Below are 25864 nucleotides of genomic sequence, written 5' to 3' on the forward strand. Positions count from 1 at the left end.
CCTGCGGCTAGCTTCCTAGTTTGCTTTTTGATTTTCATTGAGTATGAATCTTACCATATCATCTATGTGATAAATCGGTAACTCGAATGACTTGGTCCACTTGCTCCCAAATCAGAGGATTGTGGGTCGCAATAATAATGGTCCGATTCGGATTTTTTAAAGATTCTAGGATAGAAAGTAATTCCTCAGAGTTTTTGGGGTCTAGTGAAGCAGTCGGTTCATCTGCGAGAATCAAAGGTGGATCCTTTAAAATTATCTTCGCTAATGCAACACGTTGTGCTTCTCCTCCTGATAATTCAAAGATAGGTTGCTTTAAATCCAAATAAGAGAGGTTTACACGGTTTAGAGCTTGTTTCATCAAAGAGATTTTCTCTTTTTCCTTCAACTTTTTACCAACTAAACCCAGATTGAGATTCTCTTTGACGGTTTGGCTTTCAATTAAGCCAAAATCTTGAAATAGGTATCCTAAGTAATCTCTAAAGAAAACAGAAGGCCTGATGTCCTTAAGAGAGGTGCCATCATAGATAATTTGCCCTTTGTCATACGGCTCTAATCGTCCAATCATATTCAAGAGTGTTGTCTTACCACAGCCACTTGTACCGATTAAGGCATAAATTTTCCCACCTTCAAAATGAAGATTGGTATCTGAAAATAGCTGACGGCTTCCAAATTTTTTAGATATATTCTTTAGTTCAATCATCCTATTTTCCTTTCATAATTGTCATAGAAACACGAGATTCTTTCTGCGCTTGACGGTAAAGCGTCAAAACTGCACTAGCTAGAAAGACGAATAAAGTGAGCAAGCCAATCACCAAGTCTCGACTGCTTAAAATAAAGAGACTAGCACCAAATACAAAACTGGCAAATTGACTAACCATATACTGAGCATGTGTTTCAAAAAATCGTAAACCTGAAATTCGTTTAATCAGAATATCTCGGCGGAATTGCTCGAAATATAGAAGATTGACAGAATAAAAGAGTAACAAGGAACTAGCTATTCCAACAATAGCTCCTAGGATTAAAGTTGCTGTTTCAGTTTGAACTTCATTATAACGAGTTAGATAAACACTTCTTCCTTCTTTAAGATAAGATACTTGCTCATAAATTCCAGCTTTCTTCAAGAGTTCTAGCCCACTCTCATATCCTTTGATAAAAAGTTGTTTTCCAGCATTGATAGACCAAACATATTTTGAAATGAAACTATCACCTGTAGATGTTGGAGTAAATACAACTAAAATCGAATCGGTTAAGTACTGAATGGATACTGGGCTTTCACCGTTATTATAAACAAATCGCTTTTCTCCAGTTGGAAGATAGCTAATAATCGCTCTCATTTCATACTCTAAAGGAGCACTTGCCTCCTCACTTGATTGCCCGTAATAGTTCAAACTTTCTTCAAAAGCTTTCTTAAGTTCTGCTTCCTGTGAACGAAGAGATTCTGGTAATAAGAGTCCAAATTCTCCTTTTTGAAGATGGACTAACTTCTGTTTGGTCTCAGCATCTACCACGACCTTTTCCTTGTCCAAATAACTTGGGCTGACATAGAGCGTATTAGCATCTGGACTATAGGTATCCAGTGTCTCTCGCTGTTCATTTTTTCCTTGAGGATTTGCAAAATGAATGAGATTATCTTTTACAAATAGAGCCTGTTCTTCTTCGATTGCTTCCTTGGCAAAGGCATACCACTTGCTCTGATTTTCTGTATCTTTTCCTCTATCACCTAAGCCAAAAGAAATTTGATAATAGTCTGCTCTGTCTTGCCATGCTTGTTTTGAAATTTCAAGTTCTTTCAATCGTTGGTAAGACGTCAAGCCTGTCTTAACAGCGTAGCCCACTGTAAAAACAGCAACCAACTGACACAATAGAGTTAAAATCATCAGGCGTTTAAGGGGTAATCTCCCCTTAATAACGGGAACTAATGCTTTGTAATTCAAACTCATTAGATAAAGGAGCATTAGTAAAATTGAAATCGCCAATAAAAACAACAGATAGAAACTAATCCCAAAACCATAGGTGGCTAACAAGATAGGATAAAACAAACCTTGACTAAAAAGAAGGACTCCCCCACCTAGGAAGGAAAGGAGGGCTGATAGAAGGAGCCACTTGATATCAGTCGATAAAGAATGCCCCATGATGGATAAGAGAGTCTGACCAGAAAAGAGTTTTATACCTGCAGCTCTCATTTCCTTAATCCGAGTGATAATCACTAAAGCAAAGAAAGATAAGCCAAATATTGCTAAACTAATTAAAATAAGGGGATTTAGTAATATTCGAAAAGCAAGAGAATAGGGCGGTATCTTTCGGTCAGCAATTGCTTTATAACCCAAATCTCCTAATTTATCGGCAAGCTTTTCTTTCGTCAAGGAGCCTGACAAAAGGAGATAACTATTTAGCGGATCACTACGTTCACGACTTTCTTGGCTAGCTTCTTGGAATTCTTTTGGTAAAGTTCCCTGACCATAAGTTGCATAAGTAAAGTTAGTCGTCCCATCCTTACTCGGCTCTACAATTCTTCTAGCTATTAAACTCTGTTCTGAGTTTGCAAAATTCTCCAATTCCTGTTCAAATACCTCACGCGTCGGTTCCTGAGTATCTTTTTTGACACGAAGTAAAGAAACGGAATCATAGCTTGCATATAAATATTGTGGCGCACGTAAGACAATAATCCAAGCAAGGAAGAAGCTGAGAAAAAAAGTTGATAATAATATGAATAGTTTCTTCATAGTAGACTCCTTGTAAACAAAATTCCCCTTGTAATTTCTTACAAGGGGAATTATCTAAGAAAACTAAATATTAGTCATAGTCATAGTAAAATGCTACTTGTTCCCCAAATTTAGTCCAAATCCAAGCCTCTGAAGTTTTCCCTGCAGGTGCTGATCCTTTATCTGAATGACTATCCCATTTACTTACAAGAGAAGAATAATGATATTTTTTACCATGATAGTAATTTGAAAAAGCCCAACCACCTCCTGAACCTTCTCCATACGTCCATACTCCTCCATCTGGATATTGTACAGCAGCTGATGCAGCTTCCAATAATGTAAAACTTGAAATAAGAGCTAGAGCAAGTAATCTATGTTTTTTCGTTTTCATTTTATTTTTCCTTTCAAAAAAGCACACCCTGAGCAACAATGCAACAAAATAAATCCTATTCTCTCTTTTTTGAAACCGATTTCTTATATAAGAAGAATAGCATTTTTATTATTTGTTGTCAAGGAAAAAATCGAATTTTTTAGATATTTTACTATATCACCTATATGAATAATGTTTTTATGTTACCTATATGAATAATATTATATAGTAGTTTTATTTCGAAATAATATGCAACCAGTACTAACCAAATATAAAATAGATGTCATTAACGAATTTTATTCCAGTTTTTCCCATTCATATTATCCAAGCAAAAGTGATGATGTTAACTAAAAAGCAATTCAAACTATTGTAAAATTCCTACCAAAAAAAGAGAGCCGAAACTCTCTTTTTTATCTTCTTTTACTTTTTTTGACTGGCATGAGTGTGATGTCTCTCACACTAAAGTAAGCTAGGATTAACATGGCTATTGCTAGGAACATTTCTGTTGGTAATTGAAAAATTTTCAGAAAAGATAGAGCCAACAAAACCAAAAGTGCCACTAAAATACATACCATAGCGACGATATTGACTGTCCCTTTAATACTTTCTGGTGTCGCAAATACATAGAGTAGGAGCAGTAAAATCCCTAGGACTAAATAGACCATCTTTCTCTCTTTCTAGCTCTTATTCAGCTGATTTTTTCTTCTTGTTAGCTTTCTCACGCTCTGCCTTGTTAAGGATTTGTTTACGCAAACGGATAGACTCAGGCGTTACTTCCATGTACTCATCGTCGTTCAAGAACTCAAGAGACTCTTCAAGTGTCAAGATACGAGGAGTCTTGATAACAGCTGTTTGGTCCTTAGTAGCTGAACGAACGTTGGTCATTTGCTTCGCCTTAGTGATGTTAACTGTCAAGTCGTTTTCACGAGAGTTTTCACCGATGATCATTCCTTCGTAAACTTCAGTACCTGGGTTGACAAAGATAGTACCGCGTTCTTCGATAGACATGATAGAGTAAGTTGTAGCCTTACCAGCATCGATAGAAACAAGGGCACCACGGTGACGACCACCAATTTCACCTGGAATCAATGGCAAGTATTGGTCAAAGGTATGGTTCATGATACCGTAACCACGAGTCATTGACAAGAACTCAGTTGAGTATCCAATCAAACCACGCGCTGGAACAAGGAAGACCAAACGAGTTTGACCATTACCAGTTGAAATCATATCCAACATTTCACCCTTACGTTCAGAAAGGCTTTGGATAACAGATCCTTGGTATTCTTCTGGAGTGTCGATTTGTACACGCTCAAATGGCTCACATTTAACACCGTCGATTTCTTTTACGATAACTTCTGGACGAGATACTTGAAGTTCATATCCCTCACGACGCATTGTTTCGATAAGGATTGACAAGTGCAATTCTCCACGTCCTGAAACAGTCCATTTATCTGGTGAATCAGTTGGGTCAACACGAAGGGAAACGTCTGTTTGCAATTCTGCCTGCAAGCGTTCTTCCACCTTACGAGAAGTTACCCATTTACCTTCTTTACCAGCAAATGGTGAGTTGTTGACCAAGAAAGTCATTTGAAGAGTTGGCTCATCGATGTGTAGAATTGGAAGAGCTTCAACTGCGTCTGTAGGAGTAATGGTTTCACCGACAAAGATGTCTTCCATACCTGAAACGGCAATCAAGTCACCTGCTTTTGCTTCTTGGATTTCACGACGTTCCAAACCAAAGAAACCGAAGAGTTTTGTAACACGGAAGTTTTTAGTTGTGCCGTCAAGTTTAGAAAGGGTAACTTGGTCCCCAACCTTAACTGTACCACGGAAGACACGACCGATACCGATACGTCCAACGAAGTCATTGTAGTCCAAAAGTGACACTTGGAACTGCAAAGGCTCATCTGAGTTATCTACTGGAGCTGGGATATGGTCGATAATCGTGTCAAAGATTGGTGCCATAGTCGCTTCTTGGTCAGCTGGATCATCTGACAATGAAGAAGTTCCGTTGATCGCTGAAGCATAGACCACTGGGAAGTCAAGCTGGTCGTCATCTGCACCAAGCTCGATGAACAGTTCCAAGACTTCGTCCACTACTTCTGCTGGACGAGCTGATGGTTTATCGATTTTATTGACAACCACGATTGGGACAAGGTCTTGTTCCAAAGCTTTTTTCAATACGAAACGAGTTTGTGGCATGGTTCCTTCGTAGGCATCTACGACCAAGACAACACCGTCAACCATTTTCATGATACGCTCAACTTCTCCACCGAAGTCCGCGTGTCCTGGTGTGTCCATGATGTTGATACGAGTTCCGTTGTAAGCAACAGCCGTATTTTTAGCAAGGATGGTAATTCCACGCTCTTTTTCGATATCGTTTGAGTCCATAGCACGCTCAGCCAATTCAGTACGTGCATCAAGCGTTTCTGATTGTTTCAATAATTCGTCAACGAGGGTTGTTTTACCGTGGTCAACGTGGGCGATAATCGCAATGTTACGGATATCTTCTCTTAATTTTGTCATGATTTCCTCTAATATTCAAAATTTATTTTCTAACTGAACGATTATACCATAATTTCAAGTAAATAACATAACTCAAGCAAGTGTAAATGTTTTCACTCCGCTTTTCTTTTCACGTCAAGCCTTTTCAAAGCAAGCGACTTATGATAAGATAGGCACAGTATGCGTTTAGATAATTTATTAGCCCAAGAAAAAGTTAGCCGAAAGGCCATGAAGCAAGCACTCCTCAGAGGGGAAATTCTAGTCGATGGTTGCCCAGCCCGCTCCCTAGCTCAAAATATCGATACAGGACTACAAGAACTCCTTTTTCAGGATCGAATCATTCAAGGCTATGAACACACCTATCTTATGCTTCATAAACCTGCTGGTGTCGTGACAGCCAACAAAGACAAGGAACTTCCGACCGTCATGGACCTGCTTCCATCTGACATCCAGTCTGACAAGCTCTATGCCGTTGGCCGACTGGACCGAGATACAACGGGACTCCTCCTCTTGACCGATAACGGTCCCTTGGGCTTTCAGCTCCTCCATCCCCAATATCATGTCGATAAGACTTATCAAGTTGAAGTCAATGGACTTCTAACACCTGACCATATCCAAGTCTTTCAAAAGGGAATTGTCTTTTTAGATGGTACTGTCTGTAAACCTGCAAGACTAGAAATTCTATCTGCAAGTCCTTCCCTCAGTCGAGCCTCCATCACCATTTCAGAAGGAAAATTTCATCAAATCAAGAAAATGTTTCTCTCGGTTGGTGTTAAGGTGACTAGCCTCAAGAGAATCCAATTTGGGGACTTTACATTGAACCCAGATTTAGCAGAAGGTAACTACCTCCCTTTGAACCAAAAAGAGTTACAAATCATTAAAAACTATTTAGAGATGAGTCGATAAAATAAAAAAAGCTTTAAAACTAAAGCTTTTTTGTTTTTTTGCTTATCTAAAAACTACTGCGATTGTTAGAATCCAGTTAAGAACAGAAACTACAAGTCCTACGATGTTGAGAATTTTTTCTGTTTTATAGTCCAGTCCAGATTCTTTTTGGTATGAAAAAGCCAAAACCAATCCTATGATCCCCAAAATCAGACTCACTATTGGAGAAAGCAAACCAAGGACGATAGATAAGATACCTAAAATAAGTGAAGGTTTTTTCTTTTCTTGTGAATTCATATTATAAAATCTCCTTAAAATTAATATAAATGATGATACCATAAAATGCTAGCTTTATCTATCATTCGACAGATTTTTACAGAATGTTAGCTAGTCTTCACTTTCCCTTTCCAAGAATCCAAACCATAAGAAAGGATATAAATCTCAGAAAAACCTTGTTTTTTCAAGTAAAGGGCTGCATTTGTAACTCGTTGCGCACGTTGGTTTTCGTAGAGAAGGACAGGTTTATCCTTACGAAGGGCTGCAAGACTCGTCTTCAACTGACTTGAAGGAATATTGCGGGCACCAAGGATATGTTTTCTGTGGAATTCTGCTGGGTCGCGCAAATCAATCAATTGACCCGTACGAATCAAGGCTTCAAACTCCTCATTGTCTACAATTTTAGCCGCACGGCGAATACGAAGATAGTTAAAACCCATCCATGCCAACATTGCTAGTATAAGTGCCCACAAAATCCAAGTAACCATTAGTTCTTTTCTCCATTTTTCTCAATATAATCCAATTCTACCTTGTGCTCTCTGCGAAGAACCGCTTCTGCTTCTAGATAGTCTAATTTGTCCATCAACCCTGCATCGTAAATTCGAGAGAGCTCCAACTTCATCAGTTCAATATCATATAAGCGTTTTCCCATATAAACAATAATGCCAAATCGTTTGAGGAATTGTTGCACATCATAGAATGTTTTCATAAGACTCATTCTAGCAAAATTTTGTCTTTTTTTCAAGAAGAGACTCACACAATACTCCTGATTTTCCTATCTTCTTTGGCGATTCTGACACAAGTGTGGTACAATAAAAACATGAGAATTCAACAATTACACTATATTATCAAAATCGTCGAAACTGGCTCCATGAATGAGGCAGCCAAGCAACTCTTTATCACCCAACCGAGTCTTTCCAATGCTGTGAGAGACTTGGAAAATGAAATGGGGATTGAGATTTTTATCCGAAATCCCAAGGGTATCACCTTGACCCGTGATGGGATGGAGTTCCTCTCTTATGCCCGTCAGGTTGTCGAGCAGACCCAGCTTCTGGAAGAACGCTATAAAAATCCTGTTGCCCACCGCGAACTCTTTAGCGTTTCCTCCCAGCACTATGCCTTTGTGGTCAACGCTTTCGTCTCTCTACTCAAGAAAAGTGATATGGAAAAATACGAGCTTTTTCTTCGTGAAACGCGGACTTGGGAGATTATCGATGACGTCAAGAACTTCCGTAGTGAGGTCGGTGTCCTCTTCTTAAACAGCTACAACCGTGATGTTTTAACCAAAATGCTGGATGACAACCACCTGCTGGCTCACCATCTCTTCACAGCCCAGCCCCATATCTTTGTCAGCAAGACCAATCCTCTGGCAAAGAAAGACAAGGTCAAACTATCTGATTTGGAAAACTTCCCTTATCTCAGCTATGACCAAGGGACACACAATTCCTTCTACTTCTCTGAAGAGATTCTATCTCAAGAGCACCACAAGAAATCCATTGTGGTTAGTGACCGTGCCACCCTCTTTAATCTCTTGATTGGTTTGGACGGTTATACCATTGCGACAGGGATTTTGAACAGCAACCTCAACGGAGACAATATCGTTTCTATCCCACTGGATATTGATGATCCAATTGAGCTGGTCTATATCCAGCATGAAAAAACCAGCCTATCTAAGATGGGCGAACGCTTTATCGACTATCTACTAGAAGAAGTCCAGTTTGATAGTTGAGAAATGATAAGAACCAATATGTAGGTTAGCAACAACCTGCACATTGGTTCTTTTTTATTTATAATTAAAAGTTTCCCCTGCCAACTTATCAGCTAGCTTGGGAAAAAGGGTATAAAACTTATAGGCTAGGTTCAACAAAACTGGGAGATTGAGTTCCCGTTTATTTTTTCCTATAGTCTTGACAATCTTTTTAGCCACTGCATCTGGTTCTAAAAGGAAGCGGTCAACCGATTTGAGATAGGTGCCATCTGGGTCGGCTTGGTCGAAAAATCCTGTACGGATTGGTCCTGGATTAACCGTCGTTACATAAACACCGTAGGACATGAGTTCGAGGCGCAGAGCATTTGAAAAACCAATGGCCGCAAACTTGGTAGCTGAGTAGAGACTGGACTTGCCAGTAGCGATTAAACCTGCCATGCTGATAATATTGATGATATGACCTTTTCGACTGTCTTTCATACGAGCCGCAAGGTGTCGAGACAGGTTCATCAGGGCAAAAGTATTGACCTCAAACATCTGGTGAATATCTTGGTCAGAAATCTGGTCAAATTCCTCAAAAATCCCGTAACCAGCGTTGTTTATCAAAACATCAATCTCGCCATAGCGGAGATAGAGGTCAGTTACCAGAGTTTCTAAGGCTGAATCATCGGTAATATCGATTTCAATCAATTCTGCATGGGGATGGTTTCCGTAGAGTTGGGCTAATTTTTCCTTATTTCTACCAAGCAAGATGAGCTGGTCTTCTGGTAAAAGTTTGACCATTTCTTGAGCTAGACCACCACTAGCGCCAGTAATGAGAATAGTACGCATACTTATCCTTTCTCAATCTTTTAGATTTCCACTTCTTCCAAGTCTTTGACCACATGGACATTTTCAAAAATGCTAGCAGCATCTTTCTTGAGCTTGCTGATATCTTTTGAGAGGAAACGGGCACTGATATGGTTGAGCAAGAGGCGTTTGGCACCTGCTTCTACTGCTACTTGTGCAGCTTGCATGTTAGTAGAGTGGCCATGGTTACGAGCAATTTTTTCATCACCCTTGCCATAAGTCGATTCATGGACAAGGACATCGGCATTGACAGCTAGACGCACACTAGCATTGGTTTTGCGGGTGTCACCAAGAATGGTAATAATCTTACCTGGACGGGGAGCTGAGATATAGTCAGCTGCCTTGATTTCAGTCCCATCTTCGAGAACTACATCCTGGCCGTTTTTGATTTTCCCAAAAAGTGGGCCAAATGGGACACCTGCCGCCTTGAGTTTTTCAGCATCCAGCGTTCCTTCTAGATCCTTTTGGATAACACGATAACCAACACAGAAAATAGTGTGGTCCAGCTCTTCTGCATACACCGTAAATTTATCGGTCTCAAGGATTTTTCCTAAAGAATCTTGGTCAAACTCATGAAAATGAATACGATAAGGCAGACGCGAACCTGACACACGAAGGCTGGTTAAGACAAATGACTTGATGCCTTGAGGTCCATAGATTTCCAAATCTGTCTGCTCTTCATTGGCCTGAAAAGCACGGCTAGAAAGGAAACCTGGCAAGCCAAAAATGTGGTCTCCATGCAAGTGAGTGATAAAGATTTTGCTGACCTTACGTGGTCGAATCGTGGTTTCAAGAATACGATTTTGCGTACCTTCTCCACAGTCAAAGAGCCAGACTTCGTTAATCTCGTCCAAGAGTTTCAGGGCGAGACTGGAGACGTTGCGGGCTTTAGAGGGCTGACCAGCCCCCGTTCCTAAAAATTGAATATCCATTCGATACTTTCTAATTAATCAATATATAACATGGCTGTGCGGTTTTCCGATCGAAAATAGCGCTTGCCAGAAAAAGCAGAAACTTCTTGCAGTAAATCATCTTGGCTGTAGCCTTTGAGACGCTTGCGACCATCAGCCAAGCTTTCCAAATCAGTCAAAGCTGTAAGACTCTCCATGCTAACAACTTCCTCGTCCCCGACAGCTTTCAGATAAATTTTACCTGACTCTTCAAATACTAGTTGATGTGGGAAAATTTGCGCAATTTCAAAGAGCAAGTCATCTGAAATAACCTCTTTATTTTCAGAGAAAATCCGACCCAGACCCTCACTCTCATAACAAAAACCAAAGGATTTACCAGACAGATTAAGCCGAATAAAAGGCTTATTTTCTAGAGTGAAACTAGGTTCAGCATTGTAGAGATTCAGTTCCTGACTGAGTTCTGCAAAATAAGCCGTCGCAGCTTGGGGACTCTTTTTCTGGTAGAGTTCTGCAAAGTAAGCATTGACTACACTTGGAGGAGGTGTGATAAGAGCCAACTGCTCCTGCTCTGTCTTTCCAGCTAGAAGCTGATCCAGATAGACCTTGTCCAGACTTGTATAGCCCCCATATTTTAGAGCCAACGTTTTAATATCAGTCATAAAATTCTTCTAACCTCCATTTGTTTTTCTCAGAAATGTAGCCTCTAATGACTTCGCAGTCCTCCTGATAGTCACGCTCTTCCAAAATCGCAACACTTTCTAAATCATGAATCTTGTAGGACTTTAAAAAAGGCACGCGCAGGGTAAAAGATTCAAAAATATCCTTGATTTTCTCTAGCAGTAAAGCCTGCAAGTTCTCACGACTATCCTCAGACTTGGCAGAAATGAGGGCATAAGGTGTTTGGGTAGGTGTAAAGTCCTCCACCAAATCCGCTTTATTATAAAGGGGCAGGCGAGGAATATCCTCCATGTCCAGGTCTTTCATGATGGAAAGAACTGTTTTTTCATGTTCCTCATGGTAAGGATTGCTGGCATCGATAACATGAACAAGAAGGTCCACATGCTTGCTTTCTTCCAAGGTCGACTTGAAACTGGACACCAACTCTGTCGGCAAATCTTGGATAAAGCCAACGGTATCAGTTAAAGTCACCTGTAGATTACCTCCTAGATGGATACTCTTAGTCGTCGCGTCCAGAGTCGCAAATAGCTCGTCAGCCTCATACTGGGTCTTACTGGTCAAGGTGTTCATGATAGTTGACTTCCCAGCATTGGTATAACCAATCAACCCAATCTTAAAGGTACTCGACTCCAAACGTTTTTCTCTGACAGTCGCCCGATTTTTCTCAACCACCTTGAGCTGGCGCTCGATGTCTGTGATTTGGTTGCGAACGCTACGACGGTTCAGCTCCAGCTGGCTTTCACCAGGTCCACGGGAACCAATTCCCCCTGCCTGACGGCTGAGCATAATTCCCTGACCAACCAAGCGGGGCAAGAGATATTTTAGCTGGGCTAGGTGAACTTGGAGCCTGCCTTCGTGGCTTCGAGCCCGCATGGCAAAGATATCCAAAATCAACTGCATACGGTCAATGACCTTAACACCCAGAACTTCCTCTAGATTGACATTTTGCCTTGGTGTCAAACGGTTGTTGACAATGACAGTGGTAATTTCTTCGGCATCCACCATGAGGGCAATCTCTTCTAACTTACCAGAGCCAACGAAAGTCTTGGAGTCATACTTTTCACGTTTTTGCCTGTAACTATCGACTACGACAGCACCAGCTGTCTTGGCTAGACTGGCCAATTCTTCCATGGAGAGGTCAAAATTATCCATACCCTGCAATTCCACACCAATGAGCAGGACTCGCTCCTCTTTTTTCTCCGTATCAATCATCTAAAAACTCCTCTATCTGGCTTAAAATGCGGTCTTGCACACCAGCTTCTCCAATCTGATAAAAGGTGACCTGCATGCGATTACGGAACCAGGTCAACTGACGCTTGGCAAAACGACGAGTAGCCTGTTTGAGACTCTCACTAGCTTCCTCCAAGGTCTGCTCTCCACGGAAGTAAGGAAAAAGTTCCTTATAGCCAATTCCTTTAGCAGCCTGTACATTAGGGGAATGGTCAAAGAGCCACTTAGCCTCATCCAAAAGCCCAGCCTCAAACATCAAATCCACGCGGCGATTGATACGTTCATATAATTGACTGCGCTCATCATCCAAGCAGATAATCAATGGTTCATACAAGGTCTCTTGATTTTCCAATTCCTGACCAAAATGGGCAATTTCCAAGGCACGCATCGCACGACGACGATTAAACTGAGGAATTTTAAGGTCTGCTTGCTCCACCAGATGAGCTAATTCCTCATCTGTATAAGGCTCCAAGCTAGCCCGATAGGCCAAAATCTCCTCATGGGGAGTCTCCCCACCTAGGTGGTAACCTTCTAGCAAGCTCTGGATATAAAGTCCAGTCCCACCAGCGATAATGGCCAGCTTGCTACGGCTGTGAATATCCTCAATAGCCATCTTAGCTTCTGAAACAAAATCAAAAGCCGAGTAAGACTCGGTTACCTCTCTAACATCGATTAAATGATGAGGAACAGTTTCCTGCTCTTCTGGACTAGCCTTAGCCGTCCCAATATCAAGTCCTCGATAGACTTGCTGACTATCACCGCTAACCACTTCGCCATTAAAACGCTTGGCCACTTCAATGGCAAGGGCTGTTTTTCCAACAGCAGTCGGTCCAACAATCACAATTATTTTTGTTTTCATCTTTTTTCCTTGAAAAATTCCCATTTTTTCGTTACTATTATTATAACACAAAAAGGTCAGTCAGAAAAATGTGACCTCTTGAGGGGGCTGGCTGATTAAGAAGATAAAGGAGGAAGACTCATGGCTAAAGGATTCGCTAAAGGTCTTGTAACAGGTGTCGCAGGAACTGTTGCTGCCGTTGCAGGTGCAGTATACGCATTTAAAAAGAAAGTAATCGAACCAGAAGAGCAAAAAGCAGCTTTCATCGAAGAAAACCGTAAAAAAGCAGCTCGCCGTCGCGTGTCACGTTAAGAAACAAAAGAAGTTGGGATTCATTGTCTCAACTTCTTTTTCTATTCTTTTATACTCAATGAAAATCAAAGAGCAAACTAGGAAGCTANNAACATGGTTTTGAGGTTGTTGATGAAGCGACGCTGACGTAGTTTGAAGAGATTTTCGAAGAGTATTAAATGGCTAGGTCAAACTTCAACTGCGGCTTAACAGGGTCATAATCCACCAACTCAAAATCTTCTGCTTTGATATCAAAGAAATTAGTCCCATCAGGAACATTTAAAACCAAGCGAGGTTGGCAGTCAGACGGCTCACGACGAAGCAATTCCTGAGCTTGTTCAAATTGATTGTCATAGATATGAAGGTTGTTGATAAAGTAGAAGAACTTCCCAACCTTCCAGCCAAAATGCTTGGCAATCATCATCTGCAAAGCCACATACTGCATAGCATTGATGTGGTGGGCCACCAGCATATCATTGGAGCGTTGCGTCAAGGTCGCATCCAGATAGATTTCCCCATCTACACGGCGGACATCAAACATGGTCTGAAAGGCGCACGGAAGAAGGCCGTCTGTTTCCTCAAAAGCTTGGTAATCCCAAAGGGAGATGATGTTTCGGCGGTTCCAAGGGTTGGCTTCCAACTGCTTGAGAAGCTTATTGATGATGTCGTGTTTCTTAACAACAGCACCATAGCGCTCACCAATGGTTCCTGTATTCCCCACTTCCCAGTCATTCCAGTAGTGAACATTGTACTTATCATTTAGTACCTCTAAGCTATTAGATTGGTCTTGGTAAATCCAGAGCACTTCCTTGATGGCGGATTTGATGGCGATAGGGCGTAAAGTTATAACAGGGAATTCCCCCTTGGCCAAGTCATACTCTGCAAAGGCACCCGTTACATACTTGGAGTTGGCAACTGTCCCATCCTTGTACTTGGGACGAGCCTGCTCAGAAAAGACACCGTCTTTGAGGATTCGTTCAATATTCTCTTTAAAAATCGTATCTGCTTTTGTCATTTACTCTCACCTCATTTATTGTCCTAACTAGTATAGCATAAAAAAAGAAAGGAGGAAAATCACTCGCTTCTAGAAAGCTATTTTCTCCTTTTTTATCTTATTGTAAAACAAGTGATGCTGCTCCAATAACTCCAGCGTCATTTCCTAGAGTTGCAAGAGCTAATTTAGTGGATGTGCGTACTTGTGGGAAACTATTTTCATCGTAAACTTTTTGAACACCTTGTAGAAGGAATTCTCCTGCAGCTGATACACCACCACCAATGACGATTGTTGATGGGTTCAAAATTGAACCGATGTTAGCACAAGCGATTCCCAAGTAACGTGAGAAGTTACGGTAAACAGTCAAAGCAAGGTCGTCTCCTTCTTTTGCAAGGTCAAAGACTGTCTTAGCAGTTACTTCTTCTCCGTTATCAATCAATCGTTTCAAGGCTGCATCGCCTTCATATTCATCTGCATAACGACGAGTCAAGTTGACAATCCCTGTTGCTGAAGCAACTGTCTCAAGACAGCCTTTCTTACCGCAAGTACATGCGATTGGTTGGTCAAAGTCAACAGTAATGTGGCCCAGCTCACCTGCTGCACCAGCAACACCGTGAAGCAATTTGCCTTCAGCGACGATACCGCCACCAACACCAGTACCAAGTGTCATAAAGACAACATCTGGTTGGTTATCACCAGCACCCATCCAGCGCTCACCAAGAGCTGCCACGTTGGCATCATTATCGATGAAGAATGGAATACCCAAGGCTTTTTCAATTTTCTCTTTAATTGGTTGAAGGGTTTTCCAGTTCAAGTTGTAGGCACCGATAACAGTCCCTTTTTCACGGTCAACCACACCTGGTGATCCCATTCCAATGCCTTGGAAGTCCGCTGCTGCCAATCCAAGCAAGTCCAAACGGTGTTGAATAGACTCAATCATATCATCAACGATATGACTTCCCTCATCCAAAATGTTGGTCTTGATTGACCATTTTCCTTGGATTTCTCCTGCTGTTGTTAAGATTGCAAATTTGATAGAAGTTCCACCAAGGTCAATCCCAATAATCTTTTGACTCATCATACTCTCCTTTTTCATTGTCTAGTAATTGAAAATGCTTACAGTACTAGTATAACAAATTTCAGTCATTTATGCAAAGGTTTGCATTTAGCTAATATAGATTTTTAATCCAGATAATCTCCACCATCAAATCCATAATATTCCTCCAGTGTCAAACCACTTGCAGCAATCTCTTTTGCTTCTTTTCCAATGTAACGTAAATGCCATTCCTCATGCATATAGCCTGTGACACTCTCTTTTCCACGGGGATAGCGAACAACAAAACCATAGTCTGGTGCATAATCCAATAACCATTGAGCCGCACCAGCATCTTCAACTAATTGACCATCTGTGCCAATCACATCAAAAGCAAGTCCTGTCTGATGTTCGCTATATCCAGGACGGGCGGAATAACGATCCGCAGCAGCCTGGCCCTCTTGGTTCACATAACTTTGATATAATTGTGCTTGAGTTGCATAACTTCTAAAGCCACTATAATTATCGCTAATAGCGTATCCTTCCTTCTGCATCTGTGCAATCAGTTTTAAAAAGGCTGCTTTTGCAGTAGCATTTTCACCTGGATAGTAATCTTTAGACATAGGATAATGTTTATTGGCAACTATGATTTCATCATACTTTCCTTGAAGGCTATAATAGGACCCTTTATTGCTTACTTTTGAATTAGCTTTCCACAAACCAGTCGCACCAACATAATAACGTCCACCATCAACCCATTCATTGACAGCCATTTTACCATCTGATTTTAGATAATAATTCCCTTGCCATGTATTATAAGCATAAGATCCATCTGATGTCAAATAATACCAAGTTTGGTAAGAAGAGTCATAAACCCATTCACCTTTAGCCATTTTACCATCTGATTTCAAATAATAGTTTCCTTGCCATGTATTATAAGCATAAGATCCATCTGATGTCAAATAATACCAAGCTTGATAAGAAGAGTCATAAACCCATTCACTTTTGGCCATCTTACCATCTGATTTCAAATAGTAATTTCCTTGCCATATACTATAAGCATAAGAACCATCTGATTTCAAATAATACCAAGCTTGATAAGAAGAGTCATAAATCCATTCACTCTGTGCCATTTTCCCGTCTGATTTCAGGTAATAGCTTCCCTGCCAAGCATTTTTCACTGGATTTCCATTTCCATCAAAGTAGTACCAAGCACCGTCCTGCTTAACCCAACCACTTGTTGTTGATGAACTTGTATCAGTTTGAGTTGTAGTCTCTTGTTTTGCTTTAAAAGCACCCTTAGGGGCATTTTTTAATTCGCAAGCCACACCGTCATGATCACGGTATAACTTGGCAGAATAACCGGGCTCTCCCTCATGAATATCCGCGTATCCATTCGCCCAAGCTTCCTTACAACTCGAAAAATGAATGTTTTCCTCTGCTAACACAGATTGTGAGAACAAGGCTAAAATTGGCAACGTCACCAGACTCATTTTTAAAAATAGACGTTTGTTCATTTGTTTCTCCTCTAACGATGTTATCGATTTCAATATTATTTTATCAAACTTATTTCAGCAATTCAAGGAAACTTCTGGTCTTTTCTACAAACTCCTTTGGTTTTTCCTTATTCAAGACATGAGGGCCGTCTGGGATAATCTGAAATTGGGATTCTGATATTAGTTTATGAAGACTTCTCATAGAACTAAGATTCGGTTTATCTTTGCTGCCACAAATTAGTAAGGTTGGATAGGGGCAATTCCCTGCTATATCCGTTAAGTCAAGTGTCTTCAATTCTTTGGAAATACCTATTATAAAAGTCTTGTCTGCTCCCTGTTTTTCAAATACTCTTTTGGGAAGTAGTTTAAAAATCAGCAACTGAAGATAAAATAGGATATTCCCTGCTAATTTAAGCGGGCATCCTGACAGAATCAAAGCTCGAAGATTTGGTGAATCGTAACTGGAAAGTTCTAGTGTCAGGGCAGCACCTAAGGACAATCCAATCAAAACAAAAGGTTCTGTCTCTTGAGCTAGGTGCTGATAAACTCGCTCTTTAGCTTGTTGATAGTTACTAACTCCAGAAGGAAATAACTCGATAGCCTCAGAAGGATAATCTGTCAGTAGATTCCGAACTTCTTTCCAAGACTCTGCTGACTGCCCTAACCCGTGCAAAAATATCAGTTTCATCTAATTCTCCTCTAGGTTTAATTCATACAAGCCTCTCACTACATTACAGCCATATATAGCCTCAGCTTGGGCTAAGTCTTTTAAAGTCAAGACTTTCTCTTCTACCTGTCCTGTTTCTAGTAAATACTGACGGTAAATTCCTGGCAAGATTCCAAGCCGGATAGGCGGTGTGTAGAGTTTTCCAGTGATTTTCAAAACCAGATTTCCGATAGAGGTTTCAAGCAGTTCTCCTGACTTATTGTGGTAAATGATCTCTTGTTCTCCTAGGTTCAAATGCGGTCTATGAGTGGTTTTAAAGTAGGTAAAGGATAGTTGCAAATTGGCTTCTTGCAGACAAAGTTTAGCCTGGCAGAACTGTGGACTAAGGGGTGTTAATACTTGACGATTGACTTCTATCTCTCCAGATTTGCTAAGGCTGATTCGCAAGCGGTAATCTTGATTAGCATCACAAGTCTGACACTCTCCTTCAATCTTTTGTCTCAAAATTTCTGGGTCAAAAGGAAAGGCAAAATATCGACTAGCTTTTATCAGTCTTTCCAGATGTTGTTCTTCAAACAGCAGTTGTTTTTGGCTGATTTTCCCAGTCGTAATCAGCTGAAAACGAGCTTGTTTACGATAGAGAACAGCCGCCTTTTGATGAACCTCGCGGTATTCAGATTCCCAAGTGCTATCCCATGTAATGCCTCCGCCAACTCCATAGATGGCTTGACCTTTGTGAAGTTGAATGGTACGAATGGCCACATTAAAAATCCGTCGTCCATTTGGAAGCAAGAGACCAATCGTTCCACAGTAGACTCCACGCGGTTGAGGCTCCAAGTCCTTGATAATCTCCATTGTCGCAATTTTCGGTGCACCCGTTATGGAACCACAAGGAAAGAGTGAGCGGAAGATTTCAACAAGGTCCACATCCTCTCGCAACTGACTCTTGATGGTCGAAGTCATCTGCCAAACAGTTGAATACTGCTCTACCTGACACAGACGCTCCACGTGCTCGCTCCCAACTTCAGAAATACGGTTCATATCATTGCGCAAGAGGTCCACAATCATCATATTTTCAGAGCGATTTTTGGGATCCTGTTCCAACCAACTGGCCTGTTCAAGATCTTCTTGGTCAGTTACCCCACGCTGAGTCGTCCCCTTCATTGGTCGTGTTGTCAACTCGCGATCATTTTGCTCAAAAAAGAGCTCTGGGCTCATGGAAATCACTGCCATCTCGTCATGTTCCACATAGGCATTGTAGCCCGCCTCCTGCTCTACCACCATACGATTGTAGATGGCAAAAGGATTGGCATTTAACTTTTGCTTAAGTTGGACGGTGTAGTTGACCTGATAGGTATCTCCCTGCCGTAAATGATGGTGAATTTGGGCAATGGCCTTTTCATAGTCTGCTGCAGACGTTACTTCCTGCCAATTTGAGGGCAAATCAATATCCTCATAAGTCAGAGGAATAGGGGAAGTTTCTACGCTATCATGAACAGTAAAATAAAGCAGGTACTCTCCCAGTAGGGGATCCTTGTGAACTGCTAATTTTTCCTCAAAAGCAGGTGCAGCCTCGTAGCTGACATAGCCCACCACATAATAACCTTGCTCTTGGTAGCTTTCCACTTGTGCCAGCAAATCTGCCACTTCTTCTACATTTCTCGTTTTCAACTCTCTAATAGGCTTGGTAAAGGTATATCTCTCTCCTAAAGTCCTAAAATCAATCACTGTTTTTCTATGCATACCTTAAGTATAGCATAAAAAGGCAGATACAGACAAAAGCTGATCTACCTTTTTATTGTTTTCTTACTATTGATTATGCTTTAGTGAATAAATCACCAGCAAATCCATCTGATTTCTGCAAGAGTTGTTTGTAAACTTTCCATTTAAGATCCACAGTATTCTTGAAATCATTACCTTGAAGGTCTTTTTCGACCGCGGCATCAAATAAGGTCTGAAGTTGTGCGTAAGTTGAAATCTTTTGACCATCGATTTCAATTTCAACAAAACCTCTTTGGGCTTTTTCGTGTACTTCATGATACCATGCTTTCTTCCATGCTTCTAAGCTTTGGAATTTGCCGTTAGAAACTTTATTAATAATAAAGTCATCACCAAGACCTACATTACCTGCTGCTTTAGATTCTTGTTTGTATTTGTTTGATGCATAACCTAAGAATCCGTCTAAATAACCGAAGTAACCCCACATACGGAAGGTATTATGTTTGAATGAGATTGAACCAACCGCACTCTTACTTGTATTACCACCATAAATACCTGTCATCATATTTACTACAGTATAAGCAGAATCAAATCCTTCAGTACGGTAATGACCATTTCCTGGTAATCCATGTTTCGTTGCAAAGTTTCCATCAACCAGTTGATCAATACTTGTCAGCTTCGTATTCTTTTCGTCATCATTCAAATCACGAACTAAATCCCATTGATGTGGTTCACCAACTAAGCCATTGCGATCCGCTTTTTCACGATATTTCTTATCAATCTTCTTGAACCACTTATCATTTGTTCCAGTATTTTTCTTGATGACAGACTCAGCTTCTAAGTAATCAAGCATCATCATGGATTCATTGTAATTCTTCATGTAGTGATCGATTTTCTCACGACTATTTAACACATTCGGATTATAGTTGTAAATTTGATTTCCATCATTTTTACGTTCGTAAGCCATGTTTAATCCTAAGGCACCATATTCTCCATTTGGATTTGAAACTGATGGTGATTGTAACATACCTTGAGCAAAGGCTTCAACGTCTGTTCCTTCACGGTGACGCCATGTTCCTAAGTAGGTCATACGGTCATTAATGTGTGTCGTTTCATGAGTGAATGCAGAAGTACCGAAATCACTGATCATACTAGATATGATATAATACACAGCTTCTGAGTTTTGTGGATTAGTAAAGATATAAGCATATGCACCCGTACCATTATATCCATGCCATTTACCTGTAGGTCCATAGAACTCACGAACCGGAGCATAGTCACCATTCTTATTATGCCCCATTCTATCAGCCCATCCATGGCCTGGAACTTCTTGGTTATCCCAAATTGCAGACGGAACCATATTTTCAGATTTTAACAATCTATCACGTACATTATCAGCTGCAAGTCTTGACCAGAAGTCTAAGTAATTAATTTGCTCTTGAGCACGTAAATCGATTTCTTTCTTAAACGCTTCACGTTCAACTTCTGTATTCTTACCATATTTCTCAAACGCACTAAACGCTAATGTATTATAGGTTGAAATCAAGAACATATGAGCTTTCTTCGTAGTGAGAAGTGGTAAAATGTATTTACCATGTTCACCATTGTTCAAGTTTTCATAAAGGCGATATTTCTTGTTGGCAAACGCAGGGTTTGAGGATTGTTTTTCAACAATATAGTTGGTATGCGATACAGCTTTTTTATACCAAGTATTGATGTCAGTTTCTTCTGTGAATAAACGCATATTATAGTTTAAGAAACCGTTTAACTCACCGATACCAATCGTTCCACCAATTACTTCACGATAAGCTTCTAACGTTCTGTTACCTTTAATATTATTTTCTTTAGAACCAATCTTAATCAAGAAGTCTAACACATTAACATTTTTACCATAAAAGTCAGGTTTGAATAGCATTAATTCTTTAATATTAAAGTCATCGAATTTAACACCGTAGTAACGATTTAGGTAAGCTAATCCAAGAAGAACAGCAGCCTTATTGTCATCAATCTTCTTGATCAAGGCGCGTTTAGCAGATTCATCTGTGTTTAATTGATGATCTTCATTTTCAAGCAACTGTTTCACAAATTTCGCCAGATTATCCTTGACTTCTTTGAAGGTTTCTTCGAGGTAAAGGTTCTTAATCGCATTTACTTTGTTAGGACCGGTTCTATTTAGGTGTGTGTAGATAGGATCTGATTGTAGCTCAACTGGGCTTAATTTTTCAACGATAGCATTGATAAGATCACTACGGTCTTTGTCAACGATATTAGGCGTATAGACAACTTCTCCGAGTTCAGCAATGCTGTACTCTTTCACTTGTTTGACATTAGATTCTTTCAGCGAAACAGTAAAGATGTCTTTGGTCTTATCAGCATAGTGCACCAAAATGTGGTCAGCATCAGCCAATTCTGTTACAAAGGCATTGCCCTTCATAGCAGTAACTGATAGGACTTCCTTGGTCATAAGATGACTATCAGCAGCTAATTTATTTCCTTGGTTTACAATCCATTCTTTATTGTAGAACGGTTGAAGTTTTTCGATATTACGGTAGGCAAGTTCACGAGATGCATCATAATCTTGAATATCTTTGTAAGTGTCAGATTTTGGCTTAACATTATTTAATGTATCTGAAATAAGAGGATTGATAACATAATCATTAGCTGTAATTCCTAATGTTGCAATTTTCTGGTCAGCTTCTTCTTGAGAAACTTCTTTAATTCTGTTAGAAACAGAGAATTTAAATGAACGGTTACCTGTACTTACATCTTTTACGATAAAGTTACGTTCTAAAGCGTTATTTGAGAAGTATCCACCATCTGCGTCAATATCTTTAGATCCATAGAACACTTCACCATTTTCAACTTTCATCATAGACACAGAGTCTGCAACTTTACCCCATGCCCAGTTCTTACTAAGGAAACCACCTACTTCAACAGGTGTATTTACCTTAATAGTTCCTTTAGTAACAGCATTACGAACAGAACCATATTTACCAATTCCGTTAGGATCCCCACTGTTATTTGATCTAGCAACAAATCCACCGATACGAGCTTTATTAGCAACTATATCAGCTTCTACATATCCTTTATCAACATTACCTTTCCAAAGCTCTCCGGCAATACCACCGAAATCCCAACCTCTGTTACCAACACCCGTAAGATTACCGATGAATGCAACATTTGTTAATTGAGCTCCCGTATCTCCTTTATTAATAATACCAGCAATTCCATCTCTACCGAGAATACTGCCTGTTACTTTAATATTCTCAACAGTAGCATTTTTAACAGTTCTGGCAAGTGCAGAAATATTGTCAATCCAAGGCATGTTGATATCAACATTAGCTAAATTAACATCTTTAACAGAACCACCTTCAATACCACCAAATAATTGACGAGACATATTGTGAATTGAATAACGTTGTCCGTCAACACTTGATAACTTACCTTTAAATATACCAGGAACATACTCTTTATTTGGAGTTGGTACATTAGCTGCATTTAGATCTGCACCAAGTTTGAACTCACCGCTAGGGTTAGCTTTCATATCTTTTACAAGCTCGTTGAAGTTGTAGTAAACATTACCTTCTTTTGCTTTTTGTTTTTCAAAGTAATGAACATACTCTTCGCTAAGTGTATTATCAGCATTACGTTGAACTAAGTCTGGTGCTTTGGCAGTAACTTTATATAAAGTTTTTCCGTCTTTTTCTACTTCTTCAATCTTGTCAACAGCAAGTCTTGTAACTTTGTTGTCATGAGTTGTAACTCGTAGGTAAAGTGAAGCAACATTCGTTGGGTTTTCTGAAAGTAAACTTGAGTCAGTTTCAACACCTGCATCGTCAACACTTATTAAGCTTGTTTCTTTAATATTTTTAATTTCAACTTTTTTAAGGTCTAATTGTATTTGTTTATCTTCTAATGTTTCAGTTTCTTCTTGACCATTACCTCTATCATAAACCATAGTAGTAGATAGAGTATACTCTTTGAAGTATTCTACATTGTCTAATAACGCATTTAGATTATTTTCTGTTAGATTCACAGTCTTAACAACTTGTCCATCTTTTTTCAGGGTAGCTGTGATTGATTTAATTTTTGTCTTAGTTGGATTCTCTAGAGAATACTTAGCAACTACTTCTTTATCTAATACTTTCTTATCAGTATTTACAAATGTTAATACTGGTTTTTCAGTTAATGGAGCTAAGTTTTTGATAGCTTCTTCTAATTTTTTGGTAGCTGCATTAACTTTGCTTTGAGTAGTAGCATCATCTGCATTTACAGATTTTGCTGCTGTAAGAGTGTCTTCTAAAGATTTCCATGTTTGAGTAGTGTATTCTTCTTTACGTTTGCTGTTAGCTGTGTTAATAGCACTTTGTAGTGCAGTTTTATCTACAGCAAGAGCTTTAATAGCGTCTTGAAGAGCTTGAGTAGCCGCATCTATTTCACTTTGTTTAGGAAGAGGAGTAGTTCGGCTGTTGATTTCTTTAGCTTTTATTTCAGCTTTTTTAAATTCATTCCAAGTATTAGGGCTATAGTCAGCTTCTTGTTTAGTTTCTGCTCTTGTTATTTGTTCTTGTAATTTTGTTTTATCAACAGTAAGAGCATCGATAGCAACTTTAAGTTTTTCAGTTGCATCCTTGATTTGAGCTTGAGTAGCTTTGTCGTTGTCTTTTACAGCTTGAGCGGCATTTTTCGCTTCTTCTAGAGCGCTCCAAGATACAGTACTGTAGTCAGTAGCAGTCTTAGACTGAGCATCAGCAAGTTGTTTTTCAAGTTCAGTCTTATCTGTAGTTAAATCAGTGATAGCCGCTTTCAGTTTTTCGTCAATGTGATTTACTTCGCTTTGTTTTGTTGCTGGGTTGCTTGTAACTTCTTCAGCTTCAGCTAGTACAGTTTGAAGATTTGCCCAAGTTGCATCGCTGTAGTGTTCTTTAGTTTTTGATTTCGCGTCAGTGATAGTATTGTTTAGTTCACTTTTATCAACAGTAAGAGCGTCAATAGCAGCTTTAAGTTTATCTGTTTCGCTATCTACTTCAGGTTGTTTTACAGAGTCAGAAGCATATACACCTTTTGCAGCTTCTAAAACAGATCCAAGAGCATTGTAACTTGCTGTAGAATAATCAGTAGGAGAAACTGAACTAGCTTTATCAATTTGATTCTTTAACTCACTTTTATCAACTGGTTCTTTAGTACCAACACCCTTTATTTCATCTACTGAATTGGTTGTTATTGTATCCTCTAGTACTTTACTGGACTGTCTACCATCAGTAGTAGTGACTTCAGTTAAAATAGTGCGTTCGCCAGCAACACCTTCTCGAATAACCCTTGTTTTTCCCTTAGCGAGGTTCTCATCATCTTGCTCAACTGTCTTAAAAGGCACAGGCTCTTTAGTTACTATAACTTCAGACTTAACCTCTATTACATTTAACACACCTTCTTCAGGAGTTGTTTTATGTTCTACTGCTGGCTGTTCTACTTTTGTTTCTTCATTCTGATGTTCTGCTGGTTGAGCAGCTGGTGAAGTTTCTGTTGGTTGACTTTCTGGTTCAACTTGAGCTTCTACTGGTTGTTCTTCTTGTTTCGGTATTTCTTCCGCAGTCTTCTCTTCTTTAGAAGCTTCTGGTTGCTTTTCTGGCGCGACTGGTGCCTTTTCGCCTTCACTTGGCGCGACTGGTTCACCTGCTTGTTCAACTTTTGGTTCCTCAGCTGGTTCCGTTTGTTTTTCTACAGCAGGCGTTTCCACTTTTAGTTCTTCAACAGGTTGATTAGAAGCCTCATCTCTTGTTTCTACTACTTCTGGCTGTGCATCTTCTTGTTTCGGTGTCTCTTCCGATACCTTATCCTCTTTAGGATCTTCTGGTTGTGATGATTCTTTTGGTATCCTTGGCTGCTCCGGTTGTGTAGGTTGCACGGGTTGTTCTGGGACTTTTGGTTGTTCTACTGGAGTTGCAACTTTTGATTCCTCAGCTGGTTTGTCTGATGGTTGACTTTCCGATTTGACTGGTGCTGGTTCTGCTGAATCTTCTTTCCCCTCTTCTACTTTAGGAAGGGTTTCGTCAGTAGGTTTTACCTCCGATTTTGGTTCTTCCTTTGGATTTTCTTCTGTTTTAGGAGCTTCCTCTGTCTCTACTGCTCGGTTTTCTGGCTTATCTTGCTCCTGATTTGTTGTTACTTGGGGATTCTCAACTTCGACCACAGTTACCTCTTCAGGTTTAGCTGAGTCTTCTTCTAAAACAGTGTCCAAGCCAAGCGTTTTGAGGATGTCACCTGATAGATAACCAACATAACGATAACCATCCATTTCAACAACACCCTCTCGACTAGCCGGTGCTAGAGTAGCAACTGGATCTACAGCTCCTGCACTAGGAAGGACTACCAATCCCATAGCTCCAACTAGAAAGACGCTGGCAATTTTCTTTCTCTTGTAGATTAAAAGCAAGCTCCCAACAGTCAGCAAACCAAAAGCTGTCAAAACAGATGCTTCTGTCCCTGTTTGTGGCAGCTGATTTTTTTGATACACCAAACCATAAACAAGTTCATTTCCATCAGGCTTTCCTGTCTGGATTAAATCTTTAGCTTCTTGTGAAATAACCTCTTTATCTACATAGTGATAGGTGGCTGCGTCCACTACAGAAGAAGCCATCAAAAGGCTTCCAAGAAATACAGAACCTACAACTCCCTTAATCTTACGAATTGAAAAACGGTCTTTTTTAAACAC

Annotated in this window: 21 protein-coding genes and 2 pseudogenes; 3 read left to right on the forward strand and 20 right to left on the reverse strand. The window is 40.0% G+C overall.

Translation table 11 applies throughout. The features are described 5' to 3' along the window. Positions 1-58: 58 nt before the first annotated feature. The 5 genes from HT671_RS04545 to typA form a co-directional block, all read right to left on the reverse strand. On the reverse strand, positions 59-700 hold the full coding sequence (locus tag HT671_RS04545; protein ID WP_000571290.1) for an ABC transporter ATP-binding protein: 642 nt from the start codon (positions 698-700) through the stop codon (positions 59-61). 1 nt (position 701) lies between these two features. Further along, positions 702-2723, reverse strand: coding sequence for a bacteriocin-associated integral membrane family protein (locus HT671_RS04550; protein ID WP_138703192.1), 2022 nt, complete (start codon positions 2721-2723; stop codon positions 702-704). Between the two features lie 70 nt (positions 2724-2793). Next, positions 2794-3093 carry a lactococcin 972 family bacteriocin gene (locus HT671_RS04555; RefSeq protein ID WP_054393023.1) on the reverse strand — a complete coding sequence of 100 codons (300 nt, stop codon included), beginning with the start codon at positions 3091-3093 and terminating at the stop codon, positions 2794-2796. Positions 3094-3482: 389 nt separating this feature from the next. Beyond that, on the reverse strand, positions 3483-3737 hold the full coding sequence (locus tag HT671_RS04560; protein ID WP_023932983.1) for a DUF3165 family protein: 255 nt from the start codon (positions 3735-3737) through the stop codon (positions 3483-3485). A 19-nt stretch (positions 3738-3756) separates the two neighbouring features. After that, the gene (gene typA / locus HT671_RS04565) at positions 3757-5598 is read right to left on the reverse strand and encodes a translational GTPase TypA (RefSeq protein ID WP_000164111.1); all 1842 of its coding nucleotides are present in this window, start codon (positions 5596-5598) and stop codon (positions 3757-3759) included. A 159-nt stretch (positions 5599-5757) separates the two neighbouring features. Here typA and HT671_RS04570 point away from each other — a divergent pair, with 159 nt between their 5' ends. After that, the gene (locus HT671_RS04570; protein WP_001235041.1) at positions 5758-6483 is read left to right on the forward strand and encodes a 16S rRNA pseudouridine(516) synthase; all 726 of its coding nucleotides are present in this window, start codon (positions 5758-5760) and stop codon (positions 6481-6483) included. A 42-nt stretch (positions 6484-6525) separates the two neighbouring features. Here the strand turns inward: HT671_RS04570 and HT671_RS04575 are convergent, their stop codons facing one another. The 3 genes from HT671_RS04575 to HT671_RS04585 all read right to left on the reverse strand — a co-directional run bounded on the left by HT671_RS04575 (position 6526) and on the right by HT671_RS04585 (position 7495). After that, positions 6526-6759 (reverse strand): hypothetical protein, encoded by a 234-nt coding sequence (locus HT671_RS04575; protein ID WP_001088017.1) that lies wholly within the window; start codon positions 6757-6759, stop codon positions 6526-6528. An 86-nt stretch (positions 6760-6845) separates the two neighbouring features. Then, a complete protein-coding gene (locus HT671_RS04580) occupies positions 6846-7226 on the reverse strand; it encodes a rhodanese-like domain-containing protein (protein ID WP_000259256.1) in 381 nt (126 codons plus the stop codon). Further along, a complete protein-coding gene (locus tag HT671_RS04585; RefSeq protein WP_000051782.1) occupies positions 7226-7495 on the reverse strand; it encodes a YqgQ family protein in 270 nt (89 codons plus the stop codon). The genes HT671_RS04580 and HT671_RS04585 overlap by 1 nt, the downstream gene beginning before the upstream one ends. 63 nt (positions 7496-7558) lie before the next feature. On the opposite strand from HT671_RS04585, the gene HT671_RS04590 reads away from it, so the two are divergent. Next, positions 7559-8467: a LysR family transcriptional regulator gene (locus HT671_RS04590; protein ID WP_001222592.1), complete on the forward strand. Its 909-nt coding sequence runs from the start codon at positions 7559-7561 to the stop codon at positions 8465-8467. 54 nt (positions 8468-8521) lie between these two features. Here the strand turns inward: HT671_RS04590 and HT671_RS04595 are convergent, their stop codons facing one another. From HT671_RS04595 to miaA, 5 genes are read right to left on the reverse strand one after another with little or no spacing between them, the layout of a single operon-like run. Next, positions 8522-9277 (reverse strand): SDR family oxidoreductase, encoded by a 756-nt coding sequence (locus HT671_RS04595; RefSeq protein ID WP_138703191.1) that lies wholly within the window; start codon positions 9275-9277, stop codon positions 8522-8524. Between the two features lie 20 nt (positions 9278-9297). Next, entirely contained in the window at positions 9298-10227 is a 930-nt protein-coding gene (rnz, locus tag HT671_RS04600) for a ribonuclease Z (protein ID WP_000354333.1), read from the reverse strand. A 14-nt stretch (positions 10228-10241) separates the two neighbouring features. Further along, complete coding sequence (locus HT671_RS04605; RefSeq protein WP_138703190.1) at positions 10242-10865, reverse strand: cystathionine beta-lyase; 624 nt, start codon at positions 10863-10865, stop codon at positions 10242-10244. Then, a complete protein-coding gene (gene hflX / locus HT671_RS04610) occupies positions 10858-12096 on the reverse strand; it encodes a GTPase HflX (RefSeq protein WP_000567352.1) in 1239 nt (412 codons plus the stop codon). The genes HT671_RS04605 and hflX overlap by 8 nt, the downstream gene beginning before the upstream one ends. After that, positions 12089-12973, reverse strand: coding sequence for a tRNA (adenosine(37)-N6)-dimethylallyltransferase MiaA (miaA, locus tag HT671_RS04615; protein ID WP_000850209.1), 885 nt, complete (start codon positions 12971-12973; stop codon positions 12089-12091). The genes hflX and miaA overlap by 8 nt, the downstream gene beginning before the upstream one ends. A 120-nt stretch (positions 12974-13093) precedes the next feature. Here miaA and HT671_RS04620 point away from each other — a divergent pair, with 120 nt between their 5' ends. Continuing rightward, positions 13094-13264 carry a DUF3042 family protein gene (locus HT671_RS04620; protein WP_001051780.1) on the forward strand — a complete coding sequence of 57 codons (171 nt, stop codon included), beginning with the start codon at positions 13094-13096 and terminating at the stop codon, positions 13262-13264. A gap of 154 nt (positions 13265-13418) precedes the next feature. Here the strand turns inward: HT671_RS04620 and HT671_RS04625 are convergent, their stop codons facing one another. The 7 genes and pseudogenes from HT671_RS04625 to HT671_RS04650 all read right to left on the reverse strand — a co-directional run bounded on the left by HT671_RS04625 (position 13419) and on the right by HT671_RS04650 (position 25864). Beyond that, on the reverse strand, positions 13419-14258 hold the full coding sequence (locus tag HT671_RS04625) for a thymidylate synthase (protein ID WP_000158620.1): 840 nt from the start codon (positions 14256-14258) through the stop codon (positions 13419-13421). Positions 14259-14355: 97 nt separating this feature from the next. Continuing rightward, positions 14356-15315 carry an ROK family glucokinase gene (locus tag HT671_RS04630; RefSeq protein WP_000078575.1) on the reverse strand — a complete coding sequence of 320 codons (960 nt, stop codon included), beginning with the start codon at positions 15313-15315 and terminating at the stop codon, positions 14356-14358. A 104-nt stretch (positions 15316-15419) separates the two neighbouring features. Beyond that, positions 15420-15974 (reverse strand): annotated as a pseudogene (gene ldcB, locus HT671_RS11905) (LD-carboxypeptidase LdcB/DacB); the annotation flags it as partial. Positions 15975-15980: 6 nt separating this feature from the next. Continuing rightward, positions 15981-16787 (reverse strand): annotated as a pseudogene (locus HT671_RS11910) (N-acetylmuramoyl-L-alanine amidase family protein); the annotation flags it as partial. Positions 16788-16836: 49 nt separating this feature from the next. After that, positions 16837-17454: an alpha/beta hydrolase gene (locus HT671_RS04640; protein ID WP_119920120.1), complete on the reverse strand. Its 618-nt coding sequence runs from the start codon at positions 17452-17454 to the stop codon at positions 16837-16839. After that, the gene (gene pabB, locus HT671_RS04645; protein ID WP_138703188.1) at positions 17455-19176 is read right to left on the reverse strand and encodes an aminodeoxychorismate synthase component I; all 1722 of its coding nucleotides are present in this window, start codon (positions 19174-19176) and stop codon (positions 17455-17457) included. It abuts the gene before it with no gap. A gap of 73 nt (positions 19177-19249) precedes the next feature. Further along, the gene (locus HT671_RS04650) at positions 19250-25864 is read right to left on the reverse strand and encodes a ZmpA/ZmpB/ZmpC family metallo-endopeptidase (protein WP_166735421.1); all 6615 of its coding nucleotides are present in this window, start codon (positions 25862-25864) and stop codon (positions 19250-19252) included.

Origin of the sequence: Streptococcus sp. 2741 (assembly GCF_013276315.1) — a bacterium.
Lineage (GTDB): Bacteria > Bacillota > Bacilli > Lactobacillales > Streptococcaceae > Streptococcus > Streptococcus pseudopneumoniae.